11 protein-coding genes are annotated in these 12,423 nt (G+C 65.4%); 9 read left to right on the top strand and 2 right to left on the bottom strand.

The genetic code is table 11. The annotated features are described in order from the left end of the window. Positions 1-62: 62 nt before the first annotated feature. Positions 63-476 (top strand): Hpt domain-containing protein, encoded by a 414-nt coding sequence (locus IC761_RS02270; RefSeq protein ID WP_195801697.1) that lies wholly within the window; start codon positions 63-65, stop codon positions 474-476. Positions 477-575: 99 nt separating this feature from the next. After that, a complete protein-coding gene (locus IC761_RS02265; protein WP_195801696.1) occupies positions 576-824 on the top strand; it encodes a hypothetical protein in 249 nt (82 codons plus the stop codon). 120 nt (positions 825-944) lie between these two features. Here the strand turns inward: IC761_RS02265 and IC761_RS02260 are convergent, their stop codons facing one another. Next, positions 945-1,568: a helix-turn-helix domain-containing protein gene (locus IC761_RS02260; RefSeq protein WP_195801695.1), complete on the bottom strand. Its 624-nt coding sequence runs from the start codon at positions 1,566-1,568 to the stop codon at positions 945-947. A gap of 340 nt (positions 1,569-1,908) precedes the next feature. On the opposite strand from IC761_RS02260, the gene IC761_RS02255 reads away from it, so the two are divergent. The 3 genes from IC761_RS02255 (at position 1,909) to IC761_RS02245 (ending at position 5,335) form a co-directional block, all read left to right on the top strand. Then, entirely contained in the window at positions 1,909-3,072 is a 1,164-nt protein-coding gene (locus IC761_RS02255; RefSeq protein WP_195801694.1) for a hypothetical protein, read from the top strand. Positions 3,073-3,409: 337 nt separating this feature from the next. Further along, complete coding sequence (locus tag IC761_RS02250; protein WP_195801693.1) at positions 3,410-3,835, top strand: hypothetical protein; 426 nt, start codon at positions 3,410-3,412, stop codon at positions 3,833-3,835. A gap of 285 nt (positions 3,836-4,120) precedes the next feature. Beyond that, the gene (locus IC761_RS02245) at positions 4,121-5,335 is read left to right on the top strand and encodes an EAL domain-containing response regulator (RefSeq protein ID WP_195801692.1); all 1,215 of its coding nucleotides are present in this window, start codon (positions 4,121-4,123) and stop codon (positions 5,333-5,335) included. A gap of 4 nt (positions 5,336-5,339) precedes the next feature. Here IC761_RS02245 and IC761_RS02240 read toward each other — a convergent pair whose 3' ends face one another. Next, positions 5,340-6,200 carry a DMT family transporter gene (locus IC761_RS02240; protein ID WP_195804521.1) on the bottom strand — a complete coding sequence of 287 codons (861 nt, stop codon included), beginning with the start codon at positions 6,198-6,200 and terminating at the stop codon, positions 5,340-5,342. Positions 6,201-6,362: 162 nt separating this feature from the next. On the opposite strand from IC761_RS02240, the gene IC761_RS02235 reads away from it, so the two are divergent. The 4 genes from IC761_RS02235 to IC761_RS02220 all read left to right on the top strand — a co-directional run bounded on the left by IC761_RS02235 (position 6,363) and on the right by IC761_RS02220 (position 12,252). After that, positions 6,363-7,727: an aminotransferase-like domain-containing protein gene (locus tag IC761_RS02235; RefSeq protein ID WP_438265157.1), complete on the top strand. Its 1,365-nt coding sequence runs from the start codon at positions 6,363-6,365 to the stop codon at positions 7,725-7,727. Positions 7,728-7,914: 187 nt separating this feature from the next. Next, positions 7,915-8,973, top strand: a complete 1,059-nt coding sequence (locus IC761_RS02230; RefSeq protein WP_195801690.1) for an HlyD family secretion protein — start codon at positions 7,915-7,917, stop codon at positions 8,971-8,973. Further along, complete coding sequence (locus IC761_RS02225; RefSeq protein ID WP_195801689.1) at positions 8,970-11,297, top strand: ABC transporter permease; 2,328 nt, start codon at positions 8,970-8,972, stop codon at positions 11,295-11,297. Before IC761_RS02230 ends, IC761_RS02225 begins: the two co-directional genes overlap by 4 nt. Beyond that, positions 11,287-12,252: an HlyD family secretion protein gene (locus IC761_RS02220; protein ID WP_195801688.1), complete on the top strand. Its 966-nt coding sequence runs from the start codon at positions 11,287-11,289 to the stop codon at positions 12,250-12,252. The genes IC761_RS02225 and IC761_RS02220 overlap by 11 nt, the downstream gene beginning before the upstream one ends. Positions 12,253-12,423: the final 171 nt, after the last annotated feature.

Genomic DNA, 12,423 nt, shown 5'->3' with positions numbered 1-12,423 from the left:
AGATATCCGATGCCTCGCGCGGCACGACGCGCGATACGCACAATGGGGACCGGGACAGAGCGATGTTTGAAGCCACTTTCGCGACCGCGCCGAACGCGCTCGAGACCGACCCGACGCGCGAGCCTGAACCGCTGCGCGAGCCTGAACAGCTGCGCGAGCCTGGCGCGTTCGACGTGCTCGTGCGCGAGATCGGCGAGGACGGCGCCGGCGAGGTCCGCGCCGTGTTCTGGAGCGAAACCTGCGCGCGGCTCGAGCTGTTCGGCGCGCTCGCGCTCGGCGAGCACCGTGCCAGGATCGGGCGCGAAGCGCATTCGCTCAAGAGCGCTGCCAGGACGTTCGGCTATCTGCGGCTCGCGTCGCTGGCGCAGCAGTTGGAGAGAACGGTGAACGCGCTTGGCGAGCCCGAATATTGCGATCTGCTGGCGCGGATGGATGCGGCTTTCACTGCCGCGCGCGCGCAGGACCCGCAGCGCTGACCATATCCCACTTCCACTCCGCCGTACTTATACGGTTTACGATTTTCACATAAGACTAATCATAGGTGGCGATAGTCGCCGGAAACCAGGAGGGTTTCCATGTTCACCTATGAGACTGCGGACCAGAAAGAGGTTCGTCGCTTCCGCATCGCACAGTTCAACGGCCGGATGGCTACGGTGAAGGCGGGCGAGTCGACGGTGACGGGTTTCGTACGCTCGGTGCTGGAGCAGGAATCGACCATCCCGCCGCGCTGGATTATCACGATCATCCCGAACGTGCCGAAGGAAGAGCCGAAGATGCTGCGGCCGACCTCGCGCGTGCGCCCTTTCGCTGAGGACTATTTCTAGAGCCTAGTCCGTTCCGATTCCATCGGAACGGGGTTCGTCTGACCCGTTTTCCTTACGCGAACCGGAATCCACTTCGCGAAAACGCTCTGGGCGCGACCGCGCCGCCGCCAGACGTCAGCCTCAATCGATCAAATGCAGCAGCGCCGCGCGAACCAGGTCAGCGGTGTTACGCGCACCGAGCTTCCGCATCGCCTCGGCACGATGGCTCTCGAAAGTGCGCGGGCTGATCTGCATCCGCAACGCGCCCTGCTTGTTCGAATAGCCCTCGCTGATCAGCCGCAACACCTCGCGCTCGCGCTTGGTCAACCGCTTCTGGCCCGACAGGCTCGACAATTCCGGGCTCACCGCGCGCGGCGTCTGAAGTGCGCGGCCCGACTTCAACTCGGCATCCTCGGCCGTCGGCGGCGCAGGCAGACCGCCGTTGTGAGGACCGGCGAGCTGCTTGACCAGGCCGCAGACACGCTCGGTCTGCGCCAGCGCATTCTCCACCACCCGCTGCAAATAAGCCCGGTCGCTCGAGCCCGGCGCGAGTTGGTCGCTGTGATGCTTGATCTCGCCCATGTAGAGCAGCAGCGCGGTCAGGGGGCCGTTGAGCTCGCGGGCGATAGCGGCGGCCATCTCGTCGGCGGCCTTGGCGCGGGCGGCATTGAGCCGGACGAAATCGAGCTCTTCATGCGGAGAAGCGCCGGCTTCGTACCATTCCGACGGCCGCGAATCAGTGGCCGTATCGTTCTGTGACCCCATGTGACTCGTTTAGCGGAACCAGGGGCGATCTGTGGTTAACTTTTTGCTCCGTATGACTACGGTAATTTTGTCAGTTCTGTGATAAAATCTCGACATCGGCACAATTTATGCTTGCGTGGAGGCATCCCTGACCGCGCAAGGGTTGATAAATCCGCCCAATTCGCAGGCAGTCGGGCAAAAGCCCGTTTAACGATCGTCGCCGCATCCGGGTCCGCCGCCCCCGCATTTTACGGATAAATTAACGGCGACTTGCTTCTCTAGGTCACAATTGAGAGCGCGCAAATGCCTCCATGCATTGGGCCGGTAGGCCTGCTGGAATCGTTGCGGAAGATTGCGTGCCATGGACGAGATCGATCAGCTAACCGAGTTCTTGCAGAAGCTGACGCCGCTGTCGCGCAGCTGCCTGCTGAGCGAGCTCGAGCGGCTGGAATTGTGCGGCATCGACATGCCGGGCACGGCCAGCATTCAGGCCAAGCTGCGCGCTGAATTCCGCAAGGACGGATCGACCCAGGCGCGCGCCACCAGCCCTTCGCGCTATTTCTTCGCACCGCTCGAGCTGCTCCTGATCGACGGCGCGCCCGAGCACGCCAATGCGGGCCGGATCTCGCGCAACACGCTCACCCCGATCTGGGAGTGGATCTGCCGCGACCTGCTGCCGACCATGGCGCGCGACTACATCAAGGCGATCAACGACCAGGTCGCAGCCAACAATCCGAAGGAAGTGCTGAAGACCGCATCGACCTTTCAGGTCAAGGTCGTCAAGGTGCTCGAGAACACGCTCGCGTCAGGGGAGAGCACCGAGTTCGCGCGCGGCAAGCTCGCGCAATACACCGCCTCGCGCACCGCCTTCGACGACGTGAAGAAGATGCTGCATGTGCTGCGCGCCGGCGACGCGCTGTCGAAGTTCAACGCGAAACTGCCCGAGAAAATCGCGAAATTCGACGACGGCCAGGTCGGCCAGACCACCGCGCAGCTCGACGCCTTCAAGAAATCTCACCCGGATGCGTTGCCCTTTGCGCTGGCGCTGGTGGCCAGGCGCCTGAAGACGTCCTGGCAATTGGTGCGCCTCGCCACCAAGGCGGCCGCGAGCAAGAGCGCGGCCGATGTCGCCACCGCCCCCTATGCCTGCGTCGTTCCCATGGTGCTCGACCGGCTCGACGACAAGCGCCTCGCGCTCAGGGTTGCGCTCCGCCACAACCGCGTGCTGGTCGCGCGCGACCTGCTCACCGAGATCTACGACACCGAATATGCGCTCAAGGTCCGCATCGACGGCATCGAGCAATGCGAATGGGGCGTCCGGCTTCAGCAATTGATGGACGCGATCGCGGCGTTGGTGTCGGCCGAGGTCAGCCGCTTCCCCTCCAATGTCGGTCATATTCTCGGCTCGCGCCGGCTGCGCAGTCACGACACGCTGGGCGGCAAGCTGAGCTATCTGGCCTGGAAGGGCCGCGACGTGGTGCAGGACAGCGCGGCGGCGTTTCGCAAATTGATCGGGGCGACCTAATTCCCTCACCGCTATTGCGGCTCGCGCGGCAGGCTCAGGAAGCGATCGAGAAATCGCCCTGACAGTACAAATCTGAACCACCAATAGATCATTCGCCGCGTCGTCATAGCTGCAATTCCCGACAGCCCACCACCGGCTGCGCGAACCAATAGCGCAGCGGCGGCAATGCGCATGTGAGCTGCTTCACAATCGCCCGCTCATGATCCGGGCGAGTTGTCGCATAACTGTCACGCGCGAAGGACGAACATGCGCGCATCGCGCGAAAATGAGTTCGTGGACCGGCGGCCGCGCTCCTATGCTCAGGTCCATCGCATGCTGCGATGGAAGGACATAGGCGATGAAATCGATCCGGCCGACATTGACGATGGTTGCTTGGCTGGTGGGCGCGGGCGCGCTCACCTCGACGACGATGGCGCAGACCGCGCCGCTGCCAGGGAGTGCCGCTCCGACCGCGGACAATGCCATGCTGCTCACCGTCTTCTTCAAGCATGATCAGTCGCGCCCGCTCGGCGAGCTGAATGCGCAGCTCGACAGGCAGAGCTTCCGCAAGGCGTTCCCGCCGGCGGGCGTGGAGGTCGTGAGCTGGTATGTGGTGATGGGCATCGGCCAGGTGATCACGCTGCGCCTGCCGGCATCGCGGCTGCGCGAGGTCAACCGCATCATCGAAGACACGGCATGGGGACCGTATCGCACCGAGTTCTATCCGACCTATGACTACAAGGCGGTCGGCATGGCCGAGCACGAGAAAGCCACGAGCAAATGAGGCCTGAATTATTGAATTGGGCGAAGCGCGCGCGGCTTCGTCCAATTGCAGGACAGCATCGACGTGCATGTGAACGAGGCACCTTGCAGAGATCTCGTGCCATTGCCGCGCTTCTCCGCGCGAGAGGCGGGCAGACGTAAAAACTTCGCGAAGACAATCCGGACAATTTTACACGTGATGGCGGCTTTAACGTTACCCGGACAATTCAACATTCGCGCTGAAGCTCTCCATATTTGAATCCCCTCGCCTCGCTAACACACCGTCACGGAACGGGAGTGGCTTGTGATGGACGATGGGATTGGTGAGCTCGCCGGACGAAGGCCAAGAACCTTCGGTCGGCGGAAGATGATGCCGCGCGCCTGCGTGGCCGACGGCAAGCGCCATCTGCGCGCGTTCATGAGCGAGGTGCTCGAGGATCTCGGCTTCGTCACCTCTGAATGCGCCGGCGCGGACGAGCTGCAAGCCATGCTCGCCAGCGAACTGCCGGACCTGATCCTGCTCGGCATCGCCGCCGACGGCATCGAGCCCGGGCATTTTTTGGAGATTCTGGTGCGCGAGGCCTTTGACGGCAAGGTGCTCGCCGTCGGCGCCCGCGAGTCGATCATCGTCAAGGCGGTGCAGCAGGTCGGCGAGGAATACGGGCTGGCGATGCTGCCGCCGCTGACTACGCCCTTTGCCGCCGAGACGCTGCGCGAGCGCGTCGCGATGCTGCTGCCGGACGAGCCGGTGCCGAGCCCGGCGGTGCATGTCGGCGAAGCCCTGCATGCGGGCTGGCTCGAGCTCTGGTATCAGCCGAAGATCGACGCGCGCTCGCTGGTCCGCTGCGGCGCCGAGGCACTGGTGCGGATGCGGCACCCGACCTGGGGCGTGGTGCCACCGGCTTATTTCATTCCGGACGCACAGGATCCGCATTTCCGCGATCTGTCCGAGTTCGTGATCGAGCGCGCCGTGCAGGACTGGCACTATCTGCTGGAGCGGCAAAGCGCGGTCGATCTGTCGATCAACCTTCCCGCGCTCTATCTCCGGGAACCGCAGGCCGTGCGCGATCTCTGCCGCCGCGTGCCGACGCATCCGGCCTTCGGCGGGCTGACGATCGAGATTGCCAGCGAAGAGGCGATCCACGACCTCGACTTCCTCACCGAGATCGCGCGCGAGATGCGCTTCCACAATATCGGCCTGTCGATCGACAATCTCGGCGCCAACTGGCCGGAGCTGATGGGCCTGGACAACATTCCCTTCATCAAGCTGAAGGCCGGCCGGCAATTCGTCACCGGCTGCGGCAATGACCGCCTGAAGCGGACGGTGTGCCGCCACATCGTCGAACTGGCGCAAGGCTATGGCGCGCGCACCGTGGCCGAAGGCATCGAGAGCCGCGCCGACCTGGTTGCCGTCAGCGAGCTCGGCTTCGACCTGGTGCAGGGCTATCTGTTCGGCAAGCCGATGCCGCTGAAGAAATTTGCCAAGAGCGCGCAGACGCGGACGGTGATGGGGCGGGAGTGAGGCTTCACGCGAACCGGCGCGCGAAAAAAACGCAGGCGACCACGAGTGCGGTCGCCGCGATCATGCTCCATGCGACCGGCTCGTGCAGCAGGAAGCCGGCGAGCGCGAGGCCGAAGAACGGCTGGAGCTGCTGCAATTGGCCGATGCGGGCGATGCCGCCGATTGCGAGGCCGCGATACCAGAAGATGAAGCCGACGAACATGCTGAAGATAGAGACATAGGCGAGCCCGATCCAGGCCGGCGCGCTGACGCCGCTCCATGTCGACGGCCAGGTCCAGGCCACGACCGGCGCCATCAACGGCAGCGCCAGCAGCAGCGCCCAGGAGATCACCTGCCAGCCGCCGAGCCGGCGCGACAGCGCGGCGCCCTCGGCATAGCCGAGCCCGCACAGCACGATCGCGGCGACCATCAGAAGATCGCCGGTGAGCGACGCCGAGCCGTCGTTGGATAGCGCAAAGCCTGCAACGGTGGCGCTGCCGAGGACAGCGAACAACCAGAACAGCGGCTGCGGCCGCTCGCCGCCGCGGAGCACGGCGAAGATCGCGGTCGAGAGCGGCAGCAGGCCGATGAAGACGATCGAATGCGCCGAGGTGATGTGCTGGAGCGCGAGCGCAGTGAGCAGGGGAAAGCCGACCACGACCCCGACCGAGACGATGGCGAGCGAGACGAGATCCTTTCGCTCCGGCCGCGCCTGACGGAGCAAGCCGAGCACGGCCACACCGATCAGCGCCGCGACGACCGCGCGCGCCGACGTCAGGAACAGCGCGGAAAAGCCATCGACCGCCACGCGTGTCGCCGGCAACGAGCCGCTGAAGATGATGACACCGAGAAGCCCGTTGCCCCAGCCATTGCCCGCCGATTGCATGTCCATCCCACTTTTTTGAGCGGCGATCTTCGGCCTTCGCGACTGGCGAGAACAGTCACAATCCAGTACAATCTGGCAAAACTGTATGGATGTAGAAGGCAATACACCTTGGACATTGAAGCGCAATCGAAGGGTCGCGGCGGAACGCGGACCATTGACGTGATGAGCGCGATCCGCGCCAAGGTTGCCGGCCGCGCGCTGGGCGCCGGCGACCGTCTGCCGTCGATTCGCAGCCTTGCGGCCACGATCGGCGTTTCGCCATCCACGGTGGTGGAAGCCTATGATCGCCTCGCCGCCGAGGGCCTGATCCGTGCCCGTCGCGGCTCGGGCTTCTATGTCGCGCCGACGGTCACGCCTCCGTTTGCGTTGACTGAAGTCGAACCACGCCGCGACCGCGCGGTCGATCCGTTCTGGGTCTCGCGGCAATCGCTCGATGCGGACGCGGCGGTGCCGAAGCCCGGTTGCGGCTGGTTGCCGCCGGAGTGGATGCCGGAGGCCGCGATGCGGCGCGCCATTCGCGCGCTCGCACGTGCCGACGACAGCGTGCTGACCAATTACGGCTCGACGTCCGGCTCCCTCGCACTGCGCCGGCTGCTGCTCGCGCGCCTTGCCGAGGACGCCATCGAGGCCTCGATCGACCAGCTCATGCTGACCGGCTCGGGCACGCAGGCGACCGACCTGGTCTGCCGCTTCCTGCTCCGCCCCGGCGACGCGGTGCTGGTCGACGATCCCTGCTACTTCAATTTCCGCGCGCTGCTGCGCGCGCATCAGGTGAAGATCATCGGCGTGCCCTACACGCCATCGGGGCCGGACGTCGCCCGCTTCGAAACAATCCTTGCCGGCGAGCGACCGCGGCTCTACATCACCAATTCAGCGCTGCACAATCCGACCGGCGCGACGCTCTCGCTTCAGATAGCGCACCGGCTCCTGACCACGGCGGCCGCGCACGACCTCACCATCATCGAGGACGACATTTTTGGCGACTTCGAGCCGGAGCGCTCGCCGCGCCTTGCCGCGCTGGACGGGCTCAATCGCGTGATCCACATCGGCAGCTTCTCCAAGACGCTGTCAGCCTCGGTGCGCTGCGGCTACATCGCTGCGCGCGCCGACTGGATCGAGCATCTCGTCGACCTCCAGGTCGCGACCAGCTTTGGCGGTCCGAGCCCTGTCGCGACCGAGATCATCGCCAGGGTTTTGGCCGGCGGCAGCTATCGCAAGCACATGGACGAGCTCAGGCAGAAGCTGACGCGCGCGCGTCGCGACGTCGCGCGCAAGCTCCAGGCGCTGGGCATCGAGCCTTGGCTGATGCCGCGCGGCGGCTTCTTCCTCTGGTGCCGCCTCGCCGGTGGACAGGATTCCACAGCCGTCGCGCGCGCGGCGCTCGAAGAGGACGTCCTGCTCGCTCCGGGCAACGTGTTCAGCGTGTCGCAGACCGCATCGCGTTTCATGCGCTTCAACGTGACGCATATGAACGATCCGCAGATGTGGGACGTACTGCGGCGAGTGCTGAAGGCAGCTGGCCAGTGAGGTCCCGCTCGGGCGGCAACTCTGGCAAAAAAATCAAAATATTCATGCCGGCGCAATCCGCAGGTCACGTCATCAAGACTTTGTCAATTCAACCGCTTTAATTGGCGCAAAGCATCATCGCGATTGGACAGGGTTTGACAACCGCGACATAGTCGCGGTTCTGGTGATGAGCGGACGGGAGCTTGCCATGGACGTGCCGACCTCTGGTAACGAGACTCAGGGCACACCCGAGGCGGCAGGCAAACCCCCCGAAGCTACACATTCGGCAACACGCATCCCTTCGATCATCGTCGGCTTGGTCGCGATTGCCGTCGCTGCGCTCTCGATCTTCTATCTGTTGCGGCCGGAGCCACTGCTCGTGCAGGGCGAGGTCGACGCGACGCGGCTCGACATCGCCGCGCGTGTCGATGGGCGGGTCAAGGAGATTCCCGCCGAACGCGGCCAGAACGTCGCTGCGAACGCCGTCCTGGTCCGGATCGACAATCCGGAGACGCTGGCGAAACATGACCAGGCGAAAGCGGCCAAGGCTGTCGCGGATGCACAGCTTGCCAACGTCCTCGTCGGAACGCGGGTGGAGGTCGTCGCGGCGCGCAAGGCGGAGATGGACCGGGCGCAAGCCGCCCTGGTGCTGGCGCAGAAGACCTTTGACCGCACCCGCACCCTGACCGAGCAGGGCAACGCGCCGCAGGCCCGCCTCGACCAGGTGACGGATACGCTACATGAGACCGAACGCGCGGTCGATCAGGCCAAGTCCGCCTATGAGCAGGCGGTCAATGGCTACACCAAGGAAGAGCGCGCGATCGCCAAGGCCAATGTCGAGAAAGCCGGAGCCGATATCCAGAGCGTTCAGTCCATCATCGACCAGCTCGTGGTCTATGCGCCGGTCGCCTCGCAGGTCTATCAGCGCAACGTAGAGCCCGGCGAATACGTCTCGCCGGGCGTGCCGCTCGTCACCTTGATCGATCTCGCCGATGTCTGGGTCCATTTCGATCTTCGCGAAGATCTGATCAAGAACCTGAAGGTCGGCGACAAGTTCGACGTTCGCATTCCCGCGCTCGACGACCGCAGCGTCACCGTCGAGGTCAAGCTGATCGCCACCAAGGGCGAATATGCAAGCTGGCGGGCAACGCGCGCGTCGGGCGATTTCGACCTGCGGACGTTCTCGATCCGCGCCTATCCGGTCCAGCCCATACCCGAGCTGCGGCCGGGCATGAGCGCCTATCTCGACTGGCGGTCGCGTCAATGAAGCTCGCCGCAAAGCCCGGATTCTTCCTGGTTGCGCTGCGCGAGTGCCGCTGGCTGTTTCGCGATCGCGTCGCGCTGCTCTTGATCTTCGGCGTGCCACTATTCGCATTCACGGTGCTCACGACCGTGTTCAGCCATCCAGTCATCCGCGGCCTCGGCGTAACCGTCGTCGACGAAGACAAATCGGACGCTTCGCGCGCCGTCGCCGAATATGTCGCGGCCTCGCCAAGCCTGCACATCGTCGATCGTTCCGGCAATCTGTCATCGGCCGTCCAGGACATACGGTCCGGCAGGGCGATCTCGGCGATCTTCATTCCGCCGGACTTCGACCGCGACCTGAAGGCCGCGCGGCGGCCGCAGATCGTCGGATTCTATAACCAGCAGTTTCTCACCGCGGCCGGCATAGCCTCGTCAGGACTGAGCGATGCGCTGTCGGCTGCGGCCAATGTCGCGGCCCCCGCCACGCGCGCCGCACCCGGACCGGCGTCCACGGGAACGCTGAAGGCGGAGACCATTGCGCTTGTCAATCCGCAGAAGAACTATGCGCAGTTCCTTCTGCGCGCGCTGCTGCCAACGATCATCCATGTCGTCATCACGCTGGCCGCGGGCTATTCGGTTGGCTCTGAATTCCGCCGCCGCGATGCGCGAGCCTGGCTGGAGAGCGCGGGCGGCGATCCACTCGTCGCGCTCGCCGGCAAGCTGGCGCCGCTGTTCTGCATCTTCGTCGTGATCATGCTGGCCGAGCCGCTCGTGCTGGAGGGCGTGCTGGAAATTCCCTTCAGGGGCGACCTGCCGCTGCTCGTCGCGGCCGGCTCGCTGCTGATCGTTGCGTATCTCTCGCTTGGCGCGCTGCTGCAACTGCTCGCGCGCGACCTCGCGTCGGGGCTCGGACTTGCGGGCCTCATTGCCTCCCCGGCGTTCGGCTATGCCGGCGTCGGCTTTCCCACGATCGGCATGAACGCGTTCGCGCAAACCTGGAGTGCCATCCTGCCGCTGCGGTGGTACATGGCCGTGCTGCTGGGACAGGCAGCGCGAGGATTGCCCGTCTCCGCATCCGCAATTCCCTTCGCCGCACTCGCCGGCCTCGCGCTGCTGTTCGCGGGCCTTGCCTGGTGGCGCATGGCGAGCCTCAACCGCAGCGGATGGTTTACGGCGGCGCGGCCTGCCGAGCCGGTCGAGACCGGTCCCGCGCCGCGCGGCATCGGCGGCGCCTTCACCGCGGAATGGCGGCGCGTGCTCGGCATGAGGAGCGCCTTCAGCGTGCTGTTCCTGGCGCCGCTGGTCTACGGCATCTATTATCCGCAACCCTATCTGAACCAGATCCTGCGCAAGCTTCCGATCGCGGTCGTCGACAATGATCTCAGCGAGCTCAGCCGGCGGATCGTCGAGAACCTGGATGCGAGCGGCGCGCTGAGTGTCGTGGTTCGCGCCCGCACCGTTGCGGAAGCGCGCGCCGCGATCGATCAGGGCAAGGCCTTTGCGGCCGTCGAAATCCCAGGGGATACCGAGCGCGACGTGCTGAAGGGCATCACCGCGCATCTGCCGATCTACGCGGATGCCACCTACCTCTTCATGTTCAGATCGACTGCAAGCGGCGTCGCCACCGCGATCGGCGCCTTGACGTCCGACCTCGTTGCGCGCGGCGCACGTTCGGACGGCAGCCTCGTCAAGGCGAAGCTCGCGAGCGCGAGCCCAGCCAACGTCCTGTTGCAGCCGATCTTCAATCCAGTCGGCGGCTATGCGAGCTACATCGTGCCGGCCGCGTTCATTCTGATCCTGCAGCAGACGCTGCTGATCGGTGCTGCAATGCTGACCGGTTCGGCGCTGGCAAGGTCCGGCGGCGCCTTTGCCGGCGTGCTGGGGCGCGGCGTCGCGCATCTGACCATCTACCTCCCCGCGCTCGCGCTCTATGTCATCGTGCTGCCGCGCATCTACGGGTTCTCGACGCTCGGCCATCTGCCGGAGATTTTCGCGCTCGCCACCATCTTCCTGCTGGCGACGAGCTTCATGGGGCAGGCCGTCGGGGCCTGGTTCACACGGCCGGAGAACGCGACGCTTCTTCTGCTGGCGACCAGCCTGCCGCAATTCTTCACCGCGGGCTTCGCCTGGCCGCGCGAGGCGATCCCCGAGACCGCCCGCGCGCTGGGCATGATATTTCCCGCCGACCATGCCATCGACGGGCTCGTTCGCATCAACCAGCTCGGCGCCGGCATCTGGGAGGTCGCGCATGACTGGCTCGACCTGTGGTGCCTGGCGATCGTCTATTTCGCGCTCGCGGTGATCTCGGCATTTGCGACCAGAAGAGGACAGGCACATGCAGGCTAGGCGCGCCGCCATGATCGGAATTGCGCTGGTGCTCGCCGCGGGCGCCGTGTTCTACGCGACGCGTGGTCCCGCATCGCCGCCGGCGATCGTCGGCGTCGTGCGCGCGACCGAAGTCCGGGTCGAGCCGGAGGTGAACGGCCAGCTGATGTCGATCGCCGTCAAGAAAGGCGCCGCCGTCAAGGCGGGCGACGTGCTGGCGCGGCTGTCGGCGGTGGAATTGACCGCGCAGGCGGACCAGGCGCGGGCAGCACTCGCCTCGGCCGTCGCAAGCCGCAACAACGTCTATGCCGGCGTGCGCCGCGAGCAGGTCGACGTTCTCAAGGCTGCGATCGCCAAGGCTGGCGCGCGGCTCGACTATGTGCAGGCGCAACTCACCCGGACCAGCACGCTGGCGCGCCAGAGCTTCGAATCGCAGCAGGCGCTCGACCAGGCCGAGAACGACGTCGCCGCCGCGCAAGCCGATGTGGCGGAGGCGCAGGCCAATTACGATGCCGCCGTCGCAGGCCCGACCCGCGAGGAGCGCGCCATCGCCGACGCCGAGGTGCAGGCCGCAGCCACCGCGGTCACGGTGCTGGAGCGGCGCCTGGACAAGATGGTGCTGCGCGCGCCGGCCGATGGCGTGGTCAGCGTGATCGCCGCCGAGATCGGCGAGAACGTCCGCGCCGGCCAGCCGATCCTGATGGTCGAGGCCGCCGGCCGGCAATGGCTCTCGTTCAACGTCCGCGAAGACCGTCTCGGCGCGCTCGCGATGGGAAAGGCGGTGAATGTGCTGCGCAACGGCGATCCCGCCGCGGTCAAATCCGTCGTCACCGAGCTGCGGCCGATCGGCGTGTTTGCGACATGGCAGGCCGAACGCGTCGTCGGCGACCACGACCGCAACACGCTTCGGCTGCGGCTTGATCAGGAAGGACAGCAAAAGACGCTCGATCCAGGCATGACCGTCTGGATTGAGTAGCGGGCGATCGATCCAGGAAATCGCCCGACACCAAAAATGTCGAAAACAACCCCATGCACAGTAGCCGGCGATTGCCGGAGCGGCGTGCGCTGCACCGGGCGAAATATCTGATACGTCGAGCAAAATGCCGAAAGCAAGGCACGCCGGACGGCGACGGGTCGCAATGGCGGC

Origin of the sequence: Bradyrhizobium commune, assembly GCF_015624505.1 — a bacterium.
Classification (GTDB): domain Bacteria; phylum Pseudomonadota; class Alphaproteobacteria; order Rhizobiales; family Xanthobacteraceae; genus Bradyrhizobium; species Bradyrhizobium commune.
The sequence above is the reverse complement of the archived record's forward strand: the minus strand, read 5'-3'. Positions and strand labels throughout refer to the sequence as shown.